This is a genomic window from Paraburkholderia sp. J41, from assembly GCF_905220235.1.
Lineage (GTDB): Bacteria > Pseudomonadota > Gammaproteobacteria > Burkholderiales > Burkholderiaceae > Paraburkholderia.
In genome coordinates this window covers 95999-117057 of record NZ_CAJMZE010000009.1, presented here as the reverse complement: position 1 = coordinate 117057, position 21059 = coordinate 95999, and the positions used below count along the sequence as shown (strand labels likewise).

Below are 21059 nucleotides of genomic sequence, written 5' to 3'. Positions count from 1 at the left end.
CGCGGAATTCGCGTCCGACGCCCGCGCGCCCGCTGCTGCATGGAGCCGCACCGGCGCGCGCCGCCACATTCGGCCGCTGCGGAATTTATAATCGTCGCCGGGGTCTGAGAGTGCGCATTGCAGCGGTTTGCCGCAGCATCAATAACCAGAGGAGGTGCGCGTGCCGTTCACGCTGCATGGAATTCCCGTATCACGCGGTATCGCCATCGGGCGAGCGTATCTGATCGCGCCCGCCGCGCTCGACGTCGACCACTACCTCATCGAGCACGCGCAGATCGACGGGGAAATCGATCGCTTTCGCGCGGCGCTCGCCGTGGTCGGGCAGGAACTCGACACGTTGCGCGCCGACCTCGCCGCCGACGCGCCCAGCGAAATGGGCGCGTTCATCGGCGTGCATCTCATGATCCTGAACGACGTGATGCTCGTGCAGGAAACCATCGACCTGATCCGTACGCGCCGCTTCAACGTGGAATGGGCGCTCACCGAGCAGCTCGAACGCCTCACGCGTCATTTCGACGACGTGGAGGACGAATACCTGCGCGAGCGCAAGGCCGACATCGAGCAGGTCGTGGAGCGCGTGCTGAAAGCGCTGGCGGGCGCGTCGCCCACGGTGCTGCACGGCAGTTGCGACGAAATGATCGTGGTCGCGCACGACATCGCGCCCGCCGACATGCTGCAATTCAAGGGGCAAACGTTCCAGGGCTTCGTCACCGACCTGGGCGGCCGCACCTCGCACACGGCAATCGTCGCGCGCAGCCTCGGCATTCCGGCGGCCGTGGGCGTGCAGCAGGCGAGCGCGCTGATCCGCCAGGACGATCTCATCATCGTCGACGGCGATCATGGCGTCGTGATCGTCGATCCCGCGCCCATCGTGCTGGAGGAATACACGTACCGCCAGAGCGAGATGGCGCTCGAGCGGCGCAAGCTTCAGCGCCTCAAGTTCTCGCCCACGCAAACGCTGTGCGGCACCAAGATCCAGCTTTGCGCGAACATCGAATTGCCCGAGGACGCGCAGGCCGCGCTCGATGCGGGCGCGACGGGCGTGGGCCTCTTTCGCACCGAGTTCCTGTTCATGAATCACAAGGACCAGTTGCCGGAAGAGGAGGAGCAGTTCGTCGCTTATCGCCGCGCGGCCGAGTTGATGAACGGCCTGCCGGTCACGATCCGCACGATCGACGTGGGCGCCGACAAGCCGCTGGATTCGATGGGCGGCGGCGACGGCTACGAGACGGCGGCGAATCCGGCGCTCGGCCTGCGCGCGATCCGCTGGAGTCTTTCCGAGCCGCAGATGTTCCTGACGCAGTTGCGCGCGATCCTGCGCGCGTCCGCGTTCGGCGCGGTGAAGATCCTGATTCCGATGCTCGCGCACGCGCAGCAGATCGACCAGACGCTCGATCTGATCCGCGAGGCGAAGCGCCAGCTCGACGACGCGGGTCTCGCCTACGATCCCAACATCCAGGTGGGCGCGATGATCGAGATTCCGGCCGCCGCGCTCGCGTTGCCGATCTTCCTGCGGCGCCTCGATTTCCTTTCGATCGGCACCAACGATCTGATCCAGTACGCGCTGGCGATCGACCGCGCCGACAACGCCGTGGCCGATCTCTACGATCCGCTGCATCCGGCCGTGCTGCATCTGATCGCGCACACGCTGCGCGAGGCGAAGCGCGCGGGCGTGCCGGTTTCGGTCTGCGGCGAGATGGCCGGCGACCCGCAGCTCACGCGCTTGCTGCTGGGCATGGGCCTCACCGAGTTCTCGATGCATCCGAGCCAGTTGCTGGTCGTGAAGCAGGAAATCTTGCGCTCGCAATTGAAGACGTTGGAAAAGCCGGTCGCCGACGTGCTGGCCGCTTACGAGCCCGAGGAATTGCAGGCGGCGTTGAAGCGCGTGGCGCTTGCATGAAGCAGGGTTGACGCGCGTTTGTTCTGAGCGCGCATGAACGAAGCCCCGGCATCGACCGGGGCTTTTTTACGCAGGCGGCTTAGCCGACTTCGAGCGAGCTTCAGGCGGACTTCACACGTGCCGTTCGCCGCACACCGGGCAATCGGGCTGGCGCGCGATGCGCATCGTGTTCCACTCCATTCTCAGCGAATCGAGCATCATGAGCCGCCCGACCAGCGGCTCGCCGATGCCACCGATCACGCGCAGCGCCTCGGCCGCCTGCATCGCGCCGATGATGCCCACGGTGGGCGCGAACACGCCCATCGTCGAACAGGCGACTTCCTCGAACGGTTGATCCTCGGGGAACACGCAGGCGTAGCAGGGCGACGCCTCGCCGCGCAAATCGAACGTGCTGATCTGACCGTCGAAGCGCAGCGCCGCGCCCGAAACGAGCGGCACGCCATGCTTCACGCAGGCGCGGTTGATGGCATGGCGCGTGGCGAAGTTGTCGGTGCAATCGAGCACGACGCTCGCGCCGGGCACCTGCGCGTCGAGCCAGGCATCGTCGATACGCGTTTGCAGCGCCCGCACCTTCACCTCGGGATTCAGGCGCGCGATGGCCTCGCGGCCCGACTCGACCTTGGGGCGGCCGACGCAAGCCGTGTCGTGCAGGATTTGCCGCTGGAGATTGGTGAGATCCACGTTGTCGTCGTCGACGAGCGTGAGCGTGCCCACGCCCGACGCCGCGAGATACATGGCCGCGGGCGAGCCCAGGCCGCCCGCGCCGACGATGATCGCGTGCGCGTCGAGAAAGCGCTGCTGCGCCTCGATGCCGATTTCGTCGACGAGGATATGGCGGGAATAGCGGAGAAGTTGGTCGTCGTTCATCGCGTGGCGCACGGTGCTGGCGCCGCGATGGGCCGAAAAGGCCGCGACGTGCGCCGGGAGTACAGAACGCTCATTGTACCGGCGCGGAGGATTTGCACCTCGCGGCCCACGTGAAGCGGGCCGCGAGGCTTGCGGCGGATTACTTCGCGGGCGTCGCGGCGGGTGCGGAAGCGCCCGGCACGGCCGAAGCCGAAGGCTTCACGGCGATGGGCGCCGAAGCGGACGTGGGCGGCTTCGCTTGCGCGAGGCGGCGCTCCATCGGCGACTTCGATTCCGTTACCGGTTTGCCTTGCAGCTTGTTGAGCGCCTGCTGGAGCATGAAGTCGTCGTTCGAGCCGAACTCGACCGGCTTGCGCTCGCGATCCTTCTGGCGCTGTTCCGGCGTCTTCTTGTCGTTCTGCTCCTCGAGCTGACGCAGCATGTCCATGCGCTCCTGCTCGCGCTGCTCCTGTTCCTTCTTCTCGTCCGGGTCCTGCGTGTTCGCAAGATGGTTCGAGTAGTCGACTTCGCGCGTGACGAGTGCGTCGTCCGGATCGCCGTCGGCGTACTGGTCGACCGCGATGTCGGGACGGATGCCCTTGTTCTGGATCGAGCGGCCGCTCGGCGTGTAGTAGTACGCCGTGGTCAGACGCAGCGCGGTGTCGGCCGTCATCGGACGCACCGTTTGCACCGAGCCCTTGCCGAACGTCGTCTTGCCGACGATCAGCGCGCGCTTCTGGTCCTGCAACGCGCCCGCCACGATTTCCGACGCCGACGCCGAGTAGGCGTTGGTCAGCACGATCATCGGCACGGTCTTGAACTCGGCGGCTTCGTCCTTGAGCGGGTCGCTGTCGAACGACGGCAGGCGGTAGTTCTCGTAGTTGTCGCGATACACCTGCTTCGAGTCGGGAATCTGGCCGTTCGTGGACACCACCACGGAGTCCGGCGGCAGGAACGCGCCCGCCACGCCCACGGCGCTTTGCAGCAGGCCGCCGCCGTTGTTGCGCAGGTCGAGAATGAGGCCCTTGAGGTTCGGCTCCTGGCGCGCGATGTCTTGCAGCTTGGCCGCGAGGTCGGGCGTGGTGCGTTCCTGGAAGCTCGTGATGCGGATGTACGCGTAGCCCGGCTGGAGGATCTTCGACTTCACGCTCTGCACCTTGATGATGGCGCGCGTGATGGTGAGCGGGAACGTGCGGTCGTCGGTCTTGCGGAAGATCGTGAGCGTGACCTTGGTGCCGGGGTCGCCGCGCATCTGCTTGACGGCCTGGTCGAGCGTCATGCCGCGCACCGGCTTGTCGTTGATGCGCGTGATGAGGTCGCCCGGACGAATGCCGGCGCGGTACGCGGGCGTGTCCTCGATCGGCGAGATCACCTTGATCAGACCGTCTTCGGACGAAATTTCGATGCCGAGGCCCGCGAAGCGACCCTTGGTCTGCTCCTGAAGCTCTTGGTAGTCGGTTTTGTCGAGATACGACGAGTGCGGGTCGAGGCTCGACACCATGCCCTTGATGGCGGCGGTGAGAAGCTTTTTGTCGTCGACCGGCGTGACGTACTCATGCTTGATCTGACCGAACACTTCGGCAAAGAGACGCAGTTGATCGAGCGGCAGCGGCTCGATGACGGTCTGCTGGGTTTGCTGCGCCGAGGCGGAAATCTGCAAGGTGGCAAACACGCCGGTCGCGAGGCCAGCGGCGATCAAGCCGATGTTTTTCAGGTTCTTTCGCATAGAGATTGTTGCGTGCGGTCGAAGCGCGCCGGGGCGCGTGGGGCAGCGTCTAATGGAAAAGCGACGGACAAGTATAACTGCACACCCGGCCGCCCTGTGTATATGGCGCAAACGATGCGTTTCAGACAGCGCCGCTGCCGCGAGGTTCGCAAGTCATGTGCCGTAAAGCCAGTGCCGGCGCGGCACTGACGCGGTGCTGGCGCGTGGCTGGCAGTTTTGCCAGAAGCGCGGGCGTGCGCGGGAAAGTGCGAAGACGGGCGCGAGGCGAGCGTGATACGGGCGCGATACGGGCGCGATACGGGCGCGATACGGGCGCGATACGGGCGCGATACGGGCGCGAAGCCAGGGGCGCGGAACAACGCGCGGAGAAGCGGGACGAGGGATAAGGCAACGAATGCGGCCGCGCAAGACCGCAAGACCGCCGCGTCCGGCCCGCGCGGCGCCTGGCGGGCGGGCGCGGGCGGAGCGGTGACGGAAAGCGCAATGGCGTTAGCCGGCCTTCTTGCCCTGGTTCGCGACAGCGGCTTGCGCCCGGGCGATGGCTTCGGCGTCGCCGAGGTAGTAGTGCTTGATCGGCTTGAGGTTCTCGTCGAGTTCGTAGACGAGCGGCACGCCGTTGGGGATGTTGAGGCCGACGATCTCGCTGTCCGAGATGTTGTCGAGATACTTCACGAGCGCGCGGATCGAGTTGCCGTGCGCGGCGATCACCACCTTCTTGCCGCCCTTGATGGCCGGCGCGATGGACTCGTTCCAGATCGGCATGACGCGCGCGACCGTGTCTTTCAGGCACTCGGTGAGCGGCAGTTCCTCACGCGGCACCTTCGCGTAGCGCGGGTCGTCATAGGACGTGCGCGGGTCGGCGGGTTCGAGCGCGGGCGGCGGCGTGTCGTAGCTGCGGCGCCAGACGAGCACCTGGTCGTCGCCGAACTTCGCCGCGGTTTCGGCCTTGTTCAGCCCCGAAAGCGCGCCGTAATGGCGCTCGTTCAGGCGCCACGAGTGGACCACGGGCAGATACATGAGGTCCATTTCGTCCTGCACGTGCCAGAGCGTGCGGATCGCGCGCTTAAGCACCGAGGTGTAGGCGATGTCGAAGGTGTAGCCGGATTCCTTGAGCAGTTGGCCCGCCTGACGCGCTTCGCGGTTGCCCTGTTCGGTGAGGTCGACGTCCACCCAGCCGGTGAAGCGGTTTTCCTTGTTCCACGTCGATTCGCCGTGGCGGATGAGTACGAGTTTGTACATGAGGATGCCGGTCGGTAGTGAAGGAAGCGGTAATCGGGGACGGTGTGCGGCCGCGCAACGCTTGCCGGCGCTGGCTGAACGAGCCTGGCCGGCATGCGCGCGGCGTCCATTGCGCGGGCGCGCGCCCGGGCTGGGGGACGGTCACCCTGCGACAAACGCTTATTTTATAATGAGCGGATTGCCTGAATCCGGTTTTCCGCGATTTCTCCGAATTTCTCTTTCACCGGCGGACCTTTCGTGACGTTCTTCACCAATTACATCAATCTTGTACTCATCGCGATCGTCCTCATCTCCGGAGGCTTGCTCCTGTGGCCGTCGCTCAAGCGCGGCGGGCGCGGCGGCGTGTCGGCCGGCGAGGCCACGCAGCTCATCAACCGCCGCAACGCGGTGGTCGTGGACTTGCGCTCCGCGGAAGAATTCGCGAAGGGGCATCTGCCTTCGGCGCGGCATGTCGCGTTCGGCGAACTGGCGGCGAAAGCGGGCCAGCTCGCGAAGAACAAGAGCAACCCGGTGTTGCTGGTCTGCCAGACGGGCCAGCAGTCGCACAAGGCCCTGCGCCTCGTGAAGGAAGCCGGTTATGCCGAAGTCCACGTGCTGGACGGCGGCGTGGACGCCTGGCAGAAGGCCGGCATGCCGGTCGTCAAACAAGGAGGTTCGAAGTGAGCAAAGTCGTGATGTACAGCACGCAGGTGTGCCCGTATTGCCAGATGGCCGAACGTCTTTTAAAGTCGCGCGGCGTCGAGCACATCGAAAAGGTGCTGATCGACCGGGACCCGGCGCGGCGCGAAGAGATGATGACGCGCACCGGGCGGCGCACCGTGCCGCAGGTTTTCATCGGCGAAACGCATGTGGGCGGTTACGATGACCTCTCCGCGCTCGATCGTGCGGGCGGCTTGATGCCGCTGCTCGAAACCGCCGGGTGATGCGGGGCGGCGCTGGCGAGCGCCGCGGCGCAGCGCCTCGAAGTTTCCGGGTTTCGGCCCGCGCAGGGCCGCAAGGCGCGCGGGTCCGTCGACGTCCATCGCTTTAATGCGGTCCTTGTTCGTGTTGCGAGACGCCACGATCTTGCGGGCCGCGATCCATTCAATCAGGGAAGCCAAACATCATGTCTGACGAGAACAACCAGCCGTTCTTCAACATCCAGCGCATCTACCTCAAGGACATGTCGCTCGAGCAGCCGAATTCGCCGGCCATCTTCCTTGAGCAGGACATGCCTTCGGTGGAAGTGGAAGTCGACGTCAAGGCCGAGCGCCTCGCCGACTCCGTGTTCGAGATCATCGTCACGGGCACGGTCACGGCCAAGGTCAAGGACAAGGTCGCGTTCCTGATCGAAGCCAGGCAGGCCGGCATTTTCGACATCCGCAACATTCCGGCCGAACAGGTCGACCCGCTCGTCGGCATCGCTTGCCCGACCATCCTGTTCCCGTACCTTCGCTCGAACATCGCCGACGCGATCACGCGCGCGGGCTTCCCGCCGATCCACCTCGCCGAAATCAACTTCCAGGCGCTCTACGAGCAACGCCTCCAGCAACTCGCGCAGCAGGAAGGCGCCAGCAACGCCACGCACTGATCGGCCTTCGATCGCTGCCTGACTGTTTTCACGAACTACCGGTGCGGAGTATCGGAATGAAAATCGCCGTTCTCGGCGCCGGAGCGTGGGGCACCGCGCTGGCAGGGCATCTGGCTCAGGCGCACGACACCGTGTTGTGGGCGCGCGATGGCGCGCTCGTCGACACCTTGCGCCAGACGCACGAAAACGCCCGCTATCTCGCCGGCATCGCGCTGCCGGAATCGCTTCGTTACGAAACGGATCTCGCCGCCGCGCTCGACCACGGCTCGGGCGAGGCGGATCTCGTCGTGCTCGCCACGCCCGTCGCCGGCTTGCGCGGCACGTTGCGCACGCTGCGCGACATGGGCCGCGTGCCCGCGCACTTCGTCTGGCTCTGCAAGGGCTTCGAAGCCGAATCGCAATTGATGCCGCATCAGGTCGTGGCCGCCGAGTTGCCCGAGCACACGAGCAACGGCGTGCTCTCGGGGCCGAGCTTCGCGCGCGAAGTGGGCGACGGCTTGCCCGTCGCGCTCACGGTGGCGAGCGCTTCGGCCGAATGCCGCGAGCGCACGCTGGCCGCATTTCACCACCGCGCCATGCGCATCTATACCGGCGACGACGTGGTGGGCGTGGAAGTGGGCGGCGCGGTGAAAAACGTGCTGGCCATCGCCACCGGCATTTCCGACGGTTTGGGCCTCGGCCTCAATGCGCGCGCCGCGCTCGTCACGCGCGGACTCGCGGAAATGACGCGCCTTGGCGCCGCGCTCGGCGGCCGCGCCGAAACCTTCACGGGCCTCACGGGCCTGGGCGACCTCATTCTCACCGCCACGGGCGATCTGTCGCGCAATCGCACCGTGGGCAAGCAGCTCGCGAGCGGGCGCACGCTCGACGACATTCTCGGCGCGCTCGGCCACGTCGCCGAAGGCGTGCGCTGCGCCCAGGCGGTGCTCGCCATCGCGCGCGCGCGCGGCATCGACATGCCGATCACCGAGGCGGTATGCGCCGTGCTGTTCGACGGGACGGCGCCGCGCGACGCCGTGAGCGCGCTGCTCAAGCGCGACGCCAAGGCCGAGTAGAAGCCGGGTTGAAGGCCGAGTAGAAGGCCGAGTAGAAGAGGCCGGGTAGAAGGCCGCGTAGGCGGCCGGGTACGGCGCGCGGCGGCCACGCCGCGTGAGTCCTGCGCGAAGCGAAAGCCGACAAGGAGGACCGTATGCTCACCATCGCCCACTGCCGCATCGAGGCGCAAGCCGTCGACATCACCACGCTCGCCGTCGATGCCATCGTCAACGCCGCCAACGAGTCGCTGCTGGGCGGCGGCGGCGTGGACGGCGCGATTCATCGCGCGGCGGGACCGGAGTTGTTGCGCGAATGCGAGACGCTCGACGGATGCCCGACCGGCGACGCCAAAATCACGGGCGGCTACCGTTTGCCCGCCAGGCACGTCATTCACACCGTCGGCCCGGTCTGGCACGGCGGCCATCGTCATGAAGCCTTTTTGCTCGCCGCGTGCTACCGGCGCTCGCTCGAAGTCGCGCACGAAGCGGGCGTGACGAGCATCGCGTTTCCGGCGATCAGTTGCGGCATCTATCGTTTCCCGCCCGACGAAGCCGTGAAGATCGCGGTGCAAACCGTGATCGACACGCTGCCGAAGTCGCCCGAACTCACGCGCGTGATCTTCGCGTGCTTCGATCAGGCGATGCTCGCGCGTTACGGCAAGGAACTCGCCGCGCGCGCGCAGGCATAACCGGGCGGGCGAAACCGGCGGCTTGTTTGGAGCCTTATTTGCCGCCTAATTCGCCTCCTTACTCGCCGCCTTACTTGCCGCCTTACTTGCCGCCTTATTCGCCGCCTTCGAAGCCCGCCTGGCGCCACGCCTCGAACACCACCACGGCCACCGTATTGGAGAGGTTGAGGCTGCGGTTGCCCGGCCGCATCGGCAGGCGCACGCGCTGCTCGTTCGCGAAACGGTCGAGCACGGCGTCGGGCAGGCCGCGCGTTTCCGCGCCGAACACGAACCAGTCGCCGGGCGCGAACGCGTGCGCATGAAAACGGCCCGAGCCGCGCGTGGTGAACGCGAACATGCGCGAGGCGTCGGGCGTTTCGGCGGCGAGAAAGGCATCCCAGTCGCGATGCACCTGCATTTGCGCGTACTCGTGGTAGTCGAGGCCGGCGCGGCGCAATTTCGCGTCGTCGAGCGGAAAGCCGAGCGGCTCGATCAGATGCAGGCGCGCGCCCGTATTCGCGCAAAGGCGAATCACGTTGCCGGTGTTCGGCGGGATTTCCGGTTCGACGAGAACGACGTTGAACATGGCGATGAAACTCTCTGAATCGTGTAGGCAGATTGATGCGGACAAAGACGGAGCCGCGGCGTTCAGTCCTTCGGCGTGCGCAGCGCGACGAAGTTGGTCACGCGCCGCGCGCCCGCGGCCTTGAGTGCGTGCGCGAGCGCGTCGAGCGTGGCGCCCGAAGTCATCACGTCGTCGACCACGCCGACGTGCGCGCCGTGCAGCGCGCACGAGCGCGCGGGCGCCAGCGCAAACGCGCGGCCCACGTTGCGGCGGCGCGTGTCGCGATCGAGTTTCGACTGCGGCGCGGTGTGCAGCACGCGGCGCACGAGCGTGGCGTCGGCGCGCGCGTTCAGGCGCTGCGCGAGCGGCCGCGCGATTTCCCACGCCTGGTTGTAGCCGCGCTCGATCAGCCGCTCGCGCGAAAGCGGCACCGGCACGACGAGGTCGGGCGTGCCGTGCGCATCGAAGGCGTCTTGCGCCGCAAGCGCGAGACGCCGTGCGAATTCTTCGCCGAGCGCGAGATGCGCGCGAAACTTGAGGCCGCGCGCAAGCAGATCGAGCGGCGCGCGATAGTCGGCGAGCGCGAGCGTGGCGTCGAACGCGGGCGGCGCTTGCCTACACGCGCTGCATTGATAACGCGCCGCGCCGGATTCACGCATTGCGCCGGGCGCATGCGCGAGCGGCACGGCGCACACGGTGCAACGCAAGCGCGGCTCGTTCCAGTACGCGGCGTCGCAGGACACGCAGAACGAGGCTCGCGACAAATTGCCGCATAATGAACACCGGTTGGGCAGCACCAGCGGCAGCAGGCGGCGGACGAAGCGCTGCGCGCGCCGGGGCCATTGCGGGCGCGCTTGCCGGCCGGCGCGCGTAAGCCGCGCGAAGGCCGATGAAAGCGGCGTCGTGCTTTTTGCGTCGCGTGGTGCGTCACACAGTGCGTGGCGTTTTGCGTCGCCATGAAGCGCGGGGTCGGGCGAAATGGGCGGCGGCATCGAGAGGCGGCCCGTGCGCGGGCTCGTTCAACTGAAAGGATGGGAGTGAGCGAGTATACTTCGCAGACTTCGCCAATACGACCGACATGTCCCCGACTCCCGCAAGAACTGGCCGTCCGGGCTATGACACCCGGCATTTGCGGCGCGTTTTCGATCGCCGCGCGGCGGCTTTCGACGAGGTCGCTTTCCTGCCGCGCGAAATCGCCGACCGCATGCGCGAGCGCCTCGAATACATCAAGGTGAATCCCGCGAGCGTGCTCGATATCGGCTGCGGCGCGGGCAACGACCTGCCCGCCTTGCGTCAGCGTTTTCCCGAGGCGCCGGTATTCGGCGCCGACCTCTCCCTCGCCATGTTGCAACGCGCGCGCGCGCAAGATGCCGGCGACACGAGCTGGCGCCGCTTTCTGCCCGCTTCGGTCGGGCGTGCGCTCGGCGCGCGCGGCCCGCGGTTTGCGCAAGCCGATTTCGCCGAATTGCCGTTCGCGCACGGCGCGTTCGAATTGCTCTGGTCGAATCTCGCGCTGCACTGGCATCCGCGCCCGGACCTCGTGTTCGGCGAATGGCAGCGCGTGCTCAAGGTCAACGGCCTGCTGATGTTCAGCACGCTCGGCCCCGACACGCTCAAGCAACTGCGCGGCGCGTTCGCCGAAGTCGAGGCCGCGCACGGCGTGAGCACGCGCGCGCACGTGGTCGATTTCGTCGACATGCACGATCTCGGCGACATGCTCGTCGAAAACGGCTTCGAAATTCCGGTGATGGACCAGGAAACGCTGACCGTGACTTACCCGACGCCGGAAAAGCTGCTCGCCGACGTGCGCCGTTGGGGCGCATACCCATTCGAGCGCGAGGACGCTACCATCGCCGGTTCGCGGCGGCGCCACCGCGCGCTGCTGGCCGCGCTCGAGGCGCGCCGCGCGAGCGAGGGGCCGCATGCGGGCACGATCCCGCTGACCTTCGAGATCATCTACGGTCACGCGTGGAAAGCCGTGCCGCGCACGACGGCGCAGGGGCACGGCATCGTGCGTGTCGAAGACATCGGGCGCGGTCCGGCAAGGAATCGGTGACGTAATAAGGGGGCTTTCGTTATGCCTGAGATTAGCGGCGGAAAAGCCTTCGAATTTGTCTTGAAAAAACGCTGAAAACCGCGCCGGTATTGGGTTTGCGGCGGATTGCGGCTTGCTTGAAGGGCCTGGGGATCGCGCCTATAATGCGCTGGTCGCGACGCGGAAGGGTCCCCAAAATCCGTATCTGCCCGCAGTTGTGCAAGGCGCGGCGCGGCGATAGTCTGAGGATGTTGCAGTGGGGGAAGCGAACGATGCAGGCGTCTGATCTGCTGACGAGCCCGGAGCCGGTCCTCCAGGACTGGCTCATGAAGCGCAACTGTTCGGTTTCGCCCAGGCAATTCGTGTTCTTCTATGTTTCGCTGGCGCTGGTCTCCATCGCGATCGCCGTTCTGCTGTTGATCCACGGCGCCTGGCTGGTTATGCCGTTTACCGGTATCGATCTGTTGGTAACGGGCGGCGCATTTGTCTTGTATGCGCGTCATGCTGTCGATTACGAACGTATCAGGCTTTATCCGAACCGGCTGGTGATCGAGCAGATGAGCGCCAACGCGCTCACCCAGTTCGAATTCAATCCCCGCTGGGTCCGGGTCGAGCCGGGCGCGACCCCACGCGACCCGGTGCGTCTCGTGTCCCGCGGCCAGGCGGTCGCTGTCGGGTTGCATCTGCCGCACTATCGGCGTGCGCAGTTCGCGCGGGAACTGCGCACGTGGCTCGCGCGCGCGGGTTGAGCCGCAGCGTTTTCCTTGCGGCGCGCAAGGGCGGTTGCGCGCTCATCGAATGAATGCGTGCGTCGAGCCGATGCGCGGCGCATGCGTCCCAGGGGGCGCCCTGGTTGCAAAACCTTCCTGCGGGGCCGAGGGTTTGAATGGAAATTATGGGTAAGGAAGCTATGAAAACAATCAAGCGAGCCCTCATGGGCGTGCTGGCGTGCAGCGGATTCCTCGTCGCCGGCGCGGCACTCGCGGTCGGAGACAGCCCAGGCGGCCCCGCGGTCAACGAGATCAATCTCCAGCCGCCCGTCACGCGCATCGCCGAAGAGCTCTACAGCCTCCATACGATGATGCTGATCCTGTGCACGGTGATTTTCATCGGCGTATTCGGCGTCATGTTCTATTCGATCTTTGCGCACCGCAAGTCGAAGGGCCACCAGGCGGCGCACTTCCACGAAAGCACCACGGTCGAAATCATCTGGACGATCGTGCCGTTCGTGATCGTCGTGCTGATGGCGTTGCCGGCCACCAAGGCCGTCGTCGCGATGAAGGACACCTCGAACGCCGATCTCACCGTGAAGGTCACGGGTTATCAATGGAAATGGGGCTACGACTACGTGAAGGGGCCCGGCGAGGGCATCAGCTTTCTGTCGACGCTCACCACGCCGCGCGCCGAGGTGAACGGCGAGGCGCCTATCACCGACACGTATCTCCAGGAAGTGGACAACCCGCTCGTCGTGCCGGTCAACAAGAAGATTCGCATCATCACCACGGCCAACGACGTGGTGCATTCGTGGTACGTGCCCGCGTTCGGCGTGAAGCAGGACGCGATTCCGGGCTTCGTGCGCGACACGTGGTTCAAGGCGGACAAGACCGGCACCTATCGCGGCTTCTGCACGGAGTTGTGCGGCAAGGAGCATGCCTATATGCCGGTCGTGGTCGAAGTGCTCTCCGACGACGACTATGCGAAGTGGGTGCAAACGCAAAAGGCCAAGCTCGCCGCCGCGGCCGACGATCCGAACAAGACCTACACGCTCGCGGAACTCAAGGAGCGCGGGGAGAAAGTCTACCTGTCGAACTGCGCGGTGTGCCACCAGCCGACCGGCAAGGGCGCGGGCGCGTTCCCGGCGCTCGACGGCAGCAAGGTCGCCAACGGCCCGATCGCGGAACACGTGAGCATCGTGCTGCACGGCAAGAACGCGATGCCTTCGTGGGCGCCCACGCTGAACGACGTGGAAATTGCCTCCGTCATCACCTACGAGCGCAATTCGTGGGGCAACCACACGGGCGACGTGCTGCAACCGCGTCAGGTCGCCGACGCGCGCAACGGCAAGATGCCCGAAGGCGGCGGCACGGCCACGGCGGCGGCAGGAGCGGGCGGTGCGGATCAGGCGAGCGGCGCCGCCGCGAATGCGGCCAGCGGCGCGGCGGGCGCGAGCGGTGCGGCATCGGGCACGGACGCGGCGAGCGGCGCGGGCGCAGCCTCCGGCGCGGCGCAAAGCGCGGCCGCGTTACCGGCGAGCGTGTACTTCGAAGTCGGCAAGGCCACGCTGCCCGCCGACGCGAACAACGCGGTCCAGGCCGCCGCCGGCTACGCGAAAGCCCACCCGGACGCCAAATTTTCGCTTTCGGGCTATACCGACGCGAGCGGCAAAGCCGCCGCGAACGCCGACCTGGCGAAGCGCCGCGCGCAAGCCGTGCGCGACGCGCTGAAGGCGGCCGGCATTGCCGAGGATCGCATCGTCCTCAAGAAGCCGCAGGCGATCACGGGCGGCACGGACGCGAGGGAAGCGCGCCGCGTGGAAATCAGCCCGGCGGCTTGAGCCGCGCGAGGCGAGGGCGGGACATCGAATGACGTGGGCGCGGTGCTGCAAAACGCGCCGGAAATACGTGGAAATACGCGCAAGGCGCAGGAAGTCGGCACGCGGAAAACCGTAGTACAGGCGCTGCACAAGTACAGAACAAGCAGTCAAACGCTGCAGTCAGAGACGCAAAGCTCAACGCTTTGGAAATTAATGGGATCGCGGTCGGGCGCTCGAACGCCAACTGCGATCGACAGGAGATTAAGTCATGTCGACCCTCGGACACGATGTAGCGGGCGGGCACGGTCACGAACACGACGACCACGCGCACGCCACGCCCCACGGCTGGCGGCGCTGGCTGCTCGCGACCAATCACAAGGACATCGGAACGCTGTATCTGATCTTCTCGTTCGTGATGTTCCTTTCGGGCGGCGTGATGGCGCTCGGCATTCGCGCGGAGCTGTTCGAGCCGGGGCTGCAAATCATGCGGCCCGAGTTCTTCAACCAGCTCACCACCATGCACGGCCTCATCATGGTGTTCGGCGCGATCATGCCGGCGTTCGTGGGGTTCGCGAACTGGATGGTGCCGTTGCAGATCGGCGCGTCGGACATGGCGTTCGCGCGCATGAACAACTTCAGCTTCTGGCTGCTGCCGGCCGCGGCCGTGCTGCTGGTCGGTTCGTTCTTCGCGCCCGGCGGCGCGACGGCGGCGGGCTGGACGCTCTACGCGCCGCTTTCCACGCAGATGGGCCCCGGCATGGACTTCGCGATCTTCGCGGTACACATCATGGGCGCTTCGTCGATCATGGGCGGCATCAATATCGTCGTGACCATTCTCAACATGCGCGCGCCCGGCATGACGCTCATGAAGATGCCGATGTTCGCGTGGACCTGGCTCATCACCGCGTATCTGCTGATCGCCGTGATGCCGGTGCTCGCGGGCGCGATCACCATGCTGCTGTTCGACCGCCACTTCGGCACGAGCTTCTTCAACGCGGCGGGCGGCGGCGACCCGGTCATGTACCAGCACATCTTCTGGTTCTTCGGCCATCCCGAGGTCTACATCATGATCCTGCCGGCGTTCGGGATCGTCTCGCAGGTGATTCCGGCGTTCTCGCGCAAGCCGCTGTTCGGGTATAGCTCGATGGTGTACGCCACGGCGTCCATCGCGATTCTCTCGTTCATGGTGTGGGCGCACCACATGTTCGCCACCGGCATGCCGGTCACGGGCCAGTTGTTCTTCATGTACGCGACCATGCTGATCGCCGTGCCCACCGGCGTGAAGGTGTTCAACTGGGTCGCCACCATGTGGCGCGGCTCGCTCACCTTCGAAACGCCCATGCTGTGGGCCGTGGGCTTTCTGATCGTGTTCACGTTCGGCGGCCTTTCCGGCCTGATGCTCGCGATGGCGCCGCTCGACATCCAGTATCACGGCACCTACTTCGTGGTCGCGCACTTCCATTACGTGCTGGTGGCGGGGTCGTTGTTCGCGCTGTTTTCCGGGTGGTACTACTGGTCGCCAAAATGGACCGGCTGGATGTACAACGAGATGCGCGGCAAGATCCACTTCTGGTGTTCGCTCGTGTTCTTCAACCTCGCGTTCCTGCCGATGCACTTCGTCGGGCTTGCGGGCATGCCGCGCCGTTACGCGGACTATCCGGCGCAATTCACCGACTGGAACCAGGTGATCACGATCGGCGCGTTCGGCTTCGGGCTTTCGCAGGTCTACTTCCTGTTCGCGGTGGCGCTGCCCGTGTATCGCGGCGGCGGCGAGCTTGAAAAGGCGAGCGACAAACCGTGGGACGGCGCGACGGGTCTCGAGTGGACCGTGCCGAGCCCGGCGCCGTTCCATACGTTCGAAAATCCGCCGACCGTCGAGTGAGCCGCGCATTGACGCCCAGGCAAACGCAGAAAGGAACGCCGCCCCGGCGGCGCACGCGCGAGCAAATCCGCGCGGGCAACCGGCGGATCGGTCTCGTCCTGCTGGTGGTCGTGGCCGGATTCTTCGCGGCGGCCATCGTGCATCAGGTGTATTTCACCGCGCATTGAAGGGAGCGCGAGAACCGTAAAGGAAGTCCGATGTCCACGCAGCACGCGCATAGCGACCGCGCCTTCAACCGGGCGATGCTCATCAAGCTCGTCGTCGTGTCATTGCTGATGTTTGGCTTCGGCTTTGCGCTCGTGCCGATGTATCGCGCGATCTGCCAGATCACGGGCATCAACAATCTCGTGCAGCGCGACGCCACCGAGGCCGAGGCGCGCAACACGCAGGTGGACATGACGCGCACGGTCTCGGTGGAGTTCGACGCGAACGCGCGCGGCCTGCTCGGTTTCAGGCCGGAGCAGTCGAGCCTCGACGTGCATCCGGGCGAAGTCATGACGGTGATGTACGACATTTCGAACAACGAAGGACGCACGATCGACGCGCAGGCCATTCCGAGCTACGCGCCGAAGCAGGCAACCGAATATTTCCGCAAGATCCAGTGCTTCTGCTTCACGCAGCAGACCTTGCGGCCGAACGAAACGAAGCGCATGCCGGTGGTGTTCGTCATCGACCCGAAACTGCCGAAGGACGTGAAGACGATCACGCTGTCGTACACGTTCTTCGAGCTGAACGCGCCGGCCGCGGCGAAAGCGCCGAAGCAGGCGGCGGGCGCGTGACCGATGATCCGGCCCGCATGAGCCGGCTGGCATGAGGCGTGGAGCCGAGATGAGCGACGAAGGCGAGGCAGGGCGGCCGCAACCGAAGAAGGGCGGCGTGCTGCAAGTGATGAAGGCGGTGGCGTGGTCGTTTCTGGGCGTGCGAAAACGCGCCGATCTCGAAGCGGACGCCGCGCAGTTGCATCCCGTGCATTTGATCGTCGCGGGCATCGTGGGCGCGGCGCTGTTCATCGTCGTGCTGCTGTTGATCGTACACGCGGTGGTGGGATGAAGCAGAGCATGAAGCAGAGCGGCTCGATCTTCAGGATGACTGACGGTCAAGCGGCTTCAGGGCAACGGAAGGACAACTGAATAACGAAGGCGGCGGAAAGCGGCCGAGGCAACTGGAAACTGGAGAATCAGGCATGAGCGGTCAAAACGAAAGCCCGTACTACTTCGTTCCGCATCCGTCGCGGCATCCGATCAGCGCGGCCATCGGCCTTCTGGTCATGCTCTCGTCGCTCGCGTCGTGGCTCAACGGCGAATCGTGGGCGCCCATCGGCGTCGTCATCGGTCTGCTGTGGCTGCTGTTCACGCTATGGCACTGGTTCGGCGACGCGATTTCCGAATCCGAAGGCGGAATGTACGGCAAGCGCGTCGACGTCTCGTACCGGTGGAGCATGAGCTGGTTCATCTTCTCCGAGGTGATGTTCTTCGGCGCGTTCTTCGGCGCGCTGTTCTACGCGCGCGCGATCGCGCTGCACCAGCTCGGCAGCCTCGACTACAAGCTGATCTGGCCGGACTTCAGCGCCGTGTGGCCGAACACGGGACCGGCGGAACTCGTCTCGCACTTCCGCTCCATGACGCCGTGGCCGGTGCCGACCATCAACACGGCGCTGCTGCTTTCGTCGGGCGCGACGCTGACCGTCTCGCACCACGCGTTGCGCGACGATCACCGAAGGAAGGCCATTGCCTGGCTTGCGGCGACCATCGTGCTGGGCGTCTGCTTTCTGTTTCTCCAGGCGTTCGAGTACATCCACGCTTACGGCGAACTGAACCTCACGCTCGCTTCGGGTGTCTATGGATCGACGTTCTTTTTGCTCACGGGCTTTCACGGCTTTCACGTGTTTCTCGGCGGGACGATGCTCACCGTCGTGCTGATCCGGCTGATTCGCGGCCACTTCACGCCCGATCATCATTTCGCGTTCGAAGGCGCCGCGTGGTACTGGCACTTCGTGGACGTGGTGTGGCTCGGTTTGTATGTCGTCGTGTACTGGCTGTGATGTCGATGCGCGCCGCGCGCGCGGCGCCTTGCCGTGCGGCGAAACCCGCGCGGCGAAAAGACGAGGCGCCGCCCGACTGCGTCGGCACGGCGCCTTGTCATTTGCGCGGATCGAGCGGCGCGGCTCAGCGCCCGTACGGAATGCCGGTCGACTGAATCCAGCCCATCCAGTGCGCGAAGAGGATGAAGAGAAAGAGCGAGATGGACAGGCCCACGCGCGTGGCGAGCGACCAGACCATTCGCTTCGTGCGCCCGCGGTCGTGCATCATGAAGTAGAGCGCCGAGATCATGCTGGCGATGATCAGCGCGAACGCCACGGGGACGAGTATGTGCATGAAGTTCACGGAATTTGGCATGCCTGAAAACGCCTGTCGCATTATGGCACCGCGCCGCGTGACGCGGGGCTCGATCGTCGCTATGTGCCGCATCGGACGTACCTAATGAAGATTCGTCTCGTTCCCGCGCTGCTCATCCTCGTCGTGATGGCCGTGACGATCCGCCTGGGCTTCTGGCAGCGCGACCGCGCCCATCAGAAGGAAGCGTTGCAGACGCAGATTACGCAGTACGAAGCATCGCCGCCGCAAACGGTGGGCGCCGCGCCGCTCGCGCTCAAGGACGTTCAGTTTCATCGCGTGCGCGCGACCGGCACGTTTTTGCCCGGGCGCGCGGTGTATCTCGACAATCGTCCCTATAACGATCAGCCCGGCTTTTACGTGGTGATGCCGCTTGAACTCGAAGGCGGCGGCTACGTGCTCGTGAACCGCGGCTGGTTGCCGCGCAACATGATGGACCGCACGACGATTGCGCCCTACGAAACGCCCGCCGGGCCGGTCACGGTGGAAGGCATTGCGCGCGCGGACGCCTCGCGCGCGTTCGAGCTGGGTGCGAACGGCTCTGCGGCGCATCAGAAGATACGGCAGAATCTCGGCGTCGCTTCCTACGCAGCGGAAACCGGGTTGCCGCTGCAACCGTTCGTGATCCAGCAAACCGGCTTCGCGCCCGCCTTCAAGGATGGGCTCGTGCGCGACTGGCCGGTGCCCAGTACTGATGTCGAGCGCAATTACGGCTACATGCTTCAGTGGTGGGGCATGGCGCTGGCCGCGCTGGTTTTCGGGCTCTACGCGGCCCGCAAGGCTGCGACAAAAGCGCACACCGACGAGCCGAACCCGCGCCCGACGCTGAACGGGCACATGGACAACTGAAAGCGACAGATGTGAGGTCTCCTGAACGTGTCGACGCATTCCTCTTCCCCCCGAGCTTCCGCGCCCATGCCTTCCTCGCCGCGTAGCCAGGGCGCGCGCCGGCGCGGCCGCTGGACGCTCGTGCTCATCATGCTGATCTGCGGCGCGCCCATCGCCATTTCGTACTTCACGTACTACGTCATCAAGCCGAAGGGCGGCACCACGAGCTACGGCGCGCTCATCGAGCCGCAGCGCCCGATTCCCGCGGCGCTCATGGTGACGGGCGACGACGGCCGCGCCGCGCCGCTCGCCTCGCTGCGCGGACGCTGGCTGATGATTTCGGCGGACGGCGGCGCCTGCGGCGAGGCGTGCGCGACGAAGCTCTACTTCATGCGCCAGGTGCGCGCCACACAAGGGCCGGAACGCGAGCGCATCGTCACGGTCTGGCTGCGCACCGACGCCGCGCCCGTGCCCGAAAAAATCCGGGGCGCCTACGCGGACACGCGCATGCTGCGCGCAGACCCGGCCGCGCTCGCGCAATGGCTGCCCGCGACGGACACGACGCAGGACACCGATCACATTTACCTGGTCGATCCGAACGGCAATCTGATGATGCGTTTTCCCGCGCACGCCGATCCGTCAAAGATCAAGCAAGACGTCACAAAACTCCTCAAGTGGTCGCGAATCGGTTAAGGTGCGCAGCGCTGTCTGACAGAAAAGAGTAAGCAAGATGTTTATCCTGGAGCTGGGCCTGATCGGCCTTTGCATCGCGTTGCTGCCGTTGTCCTGGGTCTGGGTCAAGGCGGACGACAACAAGTTTCGCAAGCTCGTGTGGCTCACGACCTTCATGACGCTCGACCTCGTGATGTTCGGCGGTTTCACGCGTCTCACCGACTCGGGGCTCGGCTGCCCGGACTGGCCGGGCTGCTACGGCACCTCGTCGCCGTTCATCGCGCACGCGCAGATCGCGGCCGCGCACCTCGCCATGCCGAGCGGTCCCGTGAGCATGTCGAAGGCGTGGATCGAGATGATCCACCGCTATTTCGCCATGGCGATCGGCGTGCTGATCATCGCGCAGATGGCGATCGCCTGGCGCGCGCGCCTCAAGCGCTGGCCGCTGCACGTCTCGCCGTGGTGGCCCACGGCGCTGCTCGGGCTGATCGTCGTGCAAGGCGTGTTCGGCGCATGGACGGTCACGATGAAGCTGCAACCCGTGATCGTCACCACGCACCTGCTGCTCGGCCTCACGCTGCTCGGCACGCTCGCGTGGCTCGCGGCGCGCATCACGCCGCTGCCCGCGTTCGAGCCGGAAGTCGCGCGCTGGCGTGCGGCGGCGCTGGCCGCGCTCGCGCTGCTCGTCGTGCAGATCGCGCTGGGCGGCTGGGTGAGCACGAACTACGCGGTGCTCGCCTGCACCGACTTCCCGACCTGCAACGGCGCATGGATTCCGCCGATGGACTTCCGGCACGGCTTTCACCTCTGGCGCGCGCTCGGCATGGACGGCAACGGCGACGTCATCACGCAGGACGCGCTGGTGGCGATTCACTGGACGCACCGCACGTTCGCGTTCGTGGTGATCGCCTATCTGTTGTGGTTCGCTTTCCAAATGCGGCGCTATGCCTCACTGCGACGTCCCGCCAACTGGGTCATCATCGTGATTGCCCTTCAGTTTCTGACAGGACTTTCCAATATCGTGCTTCAGTGGCCGCTGCCTGTTGCAGTCGCCCACAACGGTGGCGCGGCGATCCTGCTGCTTTTGATCGTCGTGCTAAACTTTCGAATTGCCTGTAACCGCCCCGGCCGCGCCTTTCTCCCCGCGCGCGACACCGCCGCGGTGTGA

General features: G+C 65.7%; 23 protein-coding genes. 17 read left to right on the top strand and 6 right to left on the bottom strand.

Annotation, left to right across the window (positions count from 1 at the left end):
- The first annotated feature begins 160 nt into the window (after positions 1-160).
- Positions 161-1900 (top strand): phosphoenolpyruvate--protein phosphotransferase, encoded by a 1740-nt coding sequence (ptsP, locus tag U5805_RS11875; RefSeq protein WP_322103668.1) that lies wholly within the window; start codon positions 161-163, stop codon positions 1898-1900.
- Positions 1901-2011: 111 nt separating this feature from the next.
- Here the strand turns inward: ptsP and U5805_RS11870 are convergent, their stop codons facing one another.
- The 3 genes from U5805_RS11870 to gpmA all read right to left on the bottom strand — a co-directional run bounded on the left by U5805_RS11870 (position 2012) and on the right by gpmA (position 5711).
- Positions 2012-2767 carry a molybdopterin-synthase adenylyltransferase MoeB gene (locus U5805_RS11870; RefSeq protein WP_322103667.1) on the bottom strand — a complete coding sequence of 252 codons (756 nt, stop codon included), beginning with the start codon at positions 2765-2767 and terminating at the stop codon, positions 2012-2014.
- Positions 2768-2906: 139 nt separating this feature from the next.
- Positions 2907-4472 carry a S41 family peptidase gene (locus tag U5805_RS11865; protein ID WP_322103666.1) on the bottom strand — a complete coding sequence of 522 codons (1566 nt, stop codon included), beginning with the start codon at positions 4470-4472 and terminating at the stop codon, positions 2907-2909.
- Positions 4473-4961: 489 nt separating this feature from the next.
- Positions 4962-5711 (bottom strand): 2,3-diphosphoglycerate-dependent phosphoglycerate mutase, encoded by a 750-nt coding sequence (gene gpmA / locus U5805_RS11860; protein WP_322103665.1) that lies wholly within the window; start codon positions 5709-5711, stop codon positions 4962-4964.
- Between the two features lie 237 nt (positions 5712-5948).
- Between gpmA and U5805_RS11855 the strand changes: the two genes are divergently transcribed.
- From U5805_RS11855 to U5805_RS11835, 5 genes are all read left to right on the top strand, one after another.
- Positions 5949-6374, top strand: a complete 426-nt coding sequence (locus U5805_RS11855; protein ID WP_322103664.1) for a rhodanese-like domain-containing protein — start codon at positions 5949-5951, stop codon at positions 6372-6374.
- Positions 6371-6634, top strand: a complete 264-nt coding sequence (grxC, locus tag U5805_RS11850) for a glutaredoxin 3 (RefSeq protein ID WP_322103663.1) — start codon at positions 6371-6373, stop codon at positions 6632-6634. Before U5805_RS11855 ends, grxC begins: the two co-directional genes overlap by 4 nt.
- 182 nt (positions 6635-6816) lie before the next feature.
- On the top strand, positions 6817-7281 hold the full coding sequence (gene secB / locus U5805_RS11845; RefSeq protein ID WP_322103662.1) for a protein-export chaperone SecB: 465 nt from the start codon (positions 6817-6819) through the stop codon (positions 7279-7281).
- A 56-nt stretch (positions 7282-7337) separates the two neighbouring features.
- Positions 7338-8336 carry an NAD(P)H-dependent glycerol-3-phosphate dehydrogenase gene (locus tag U5805_RS11840; RefSeq protein WP_322103661.1) on the top strand — a complete coding sequence of 333 codons (999 nt, stop codon included), beginning with the start codon at positions 7338-7340 and terminating at the stop codon, positions 8334-8336.
- 134 nt (positions 8337-8470) lie between these two features.
- Entirely contained in the window at positions 8471-9004 is a 534-nt protein-coding gene (locus tag U5805_RS11835) for an O-acetyl-ADP-ribose deacetylase (RefSeq protein WP_322103660.1), read from the top strand.
- 94 nt (positions 9005-9098) lie between these two features.
- Here the strand turns inward: U5805_RS11835 and trmL are convergent, their stop codons facing one another.
- On the bottom strand, positions 9099-9569 hold the full coding sequence (trmL, locus tag U5805_RS11830; protein ID WP_322103659.1) for a tRNA (uridine(34)/cytosine(34)/5-carboxymethylaminomethyluridine(34)-2'-O)-methyltransferase TrmL: 471 nt from the start codon (positions 9567-9569) through the stop codon (positions 9099-9101).
- Between the two features lie 62 nt (positions 9570-9631).
- A complete protein-coding gene (locus U5805_RS11825) occupies positions 9632-10354 on the bottom strand; it encodes a ComF family protein (RefSeq protein WP_415914582.1) in 723 nt (240 codons plus the stop codon).
- A 272-nt stretch (positions 10355-10626) separates the two neighbouring features.
- Here U5805_RS11825 and U5805_RS11820 point away from each other — a divergent pair, with 272 nt between their 5' ends.
- From U5805_RS11820 to U5805_RS11785, 8 genes are all read left to right on the top strand, one after another.
- Positions 10627-11604, top strand: a complete 978-nt coding sequence (locus U5805_RS11820) for a methyltransferase domain-containing protein (RefSeq protein WP_322103658.1) — start codon at positions 10627-10629, stop codon at positions 11602-11604.
- 251 nt (positions 11605-11855) lie between these two features.
- Positions 11856-12332 (top strand): DUF2244 domain-containing protein, encoded by a 477-nt coding sequence (locus tag U5805_RS11815; protein WP_322103657.1) that lies wholly within the window; start codon positions 11856-11858, stop codon positions 12330-12332.
- Between the two features lie 137 nt (positions 12333-12469).
- Complete coding sequence (coxB, locus tag U5805_RS11810; protein WP_322103656.1) at positions 12470-14137, top strand: cytochrome c oxidase subunit II; 1668 nt, start codon at positions 12470-12472, stop codon at positions 14135-14137.
- 247 nt (positions 14138-14384) lie between these two features.
- A complete protein-coding gene (gene ctaD / locus U5805_RS11805; protein WP_322103655.1) occupies positions 14385-15998 on the top strand; it encodes a cytochrome c oxidase subunit I in 1614 nt (537 codons plus the stop codon).
- An 8-nt stretch (positions 15999-16006) separates the two neighbouring features.
- Positions 16007-16165 carry a cytochrome oxidase small assembly protein gene (locus tag U5805_RS11800; protein WP_415914581.1) on the top strand — a complete coding sequence of 53 codons (159 nt, stop codon included), beginning with the start codon at positions 16007-16009 and terminating at the stop codon, positions 16163-16165.
- A 30-nt stretch (positions 16166-16195) separates the two neighbouring features.
- Positions 16196-16777, top strand: coding sequence for a cytochrome c oxidase assembly protein (locus U5805_RS11795; RefSeq protein ID WP_322103653.1), 582 nt, complete (start codon positions 16196-16198; stop codon positions 16775-16777).
- Positions 16778-16826: 49 nt separating this feature from the next.
- Positions 16827-17048 (top strand): DUF2970 domain-containing protein, encoded by a 222-nt coding sequence (locus tag U5805_RS11790; RefSeq protein ID WP_322103652.1) that lies wholly within the window; start codon positions 16827-16829, stop codon positions 17046-17048.
- Between the two features lie 133 nt (positions 17049-17181).
- Complete coding sequence (locus tag U5805_RS11785; RefSeq protein WP_322103651.1) at positions 17182-18039, top strand: cytochrome c oxidase subunit 3; 858 nt, start codon at positions 17182-17184, stop codon at positions 18037-18039.
- 124 nt (positions 18040-18163) lie between these two features.
- Here the strand turns inward: U5805_RS11785 and U5805_RS11780 are convergent, their stop codons facing one another.
- Entirely contained in the window at positions 18164-18373 is a 210-nt protein-coding gene (locus U5805_RS11780; protein ID WP_028201826.1) for a twin transmembrane helix small protein, read from the bottom strand.
- A 105-nt stretch (positions 18374-18478) separates the two neighbouring features.
- Between U5805_RS11780 and U5805_RS11775 the strand changes: the two genes are divergently transcribed.
- From U5805_RS11775 to U5805_RS11765, 3 genes are all read left to right on the top strand, one after another.
- Positions 18479-19240, top strand: coding sequence for an SURF1 family protein (locus U5805_RS11775; protein WP_322103650.1), 762 nt, complete (start codon positions 18479-18481; stop codon positions 19238-19240).
- Positions 19241-19306: 66 nt separating this feature from the next.
- Entirely contained in the window at positions 19307-19912 is a 606-nt protein-coding gene (locus U5805_RS11770; protein WP_322103649.1) for a cytochrome C oxidase subunit I, read from the top strand.
- Positions 19913-19949: 37 nt separating this feature from the next.
- Positions 19950-21059: a COX15/CtaA family protein gene (locus U5805_RS11765; RefSeq protein ID WP_322103648.1), complete on the top strand. Its 1110-nt coding sequence runs from the start codon at positions 19950-19952 to the stop codon at positions 21057-21059.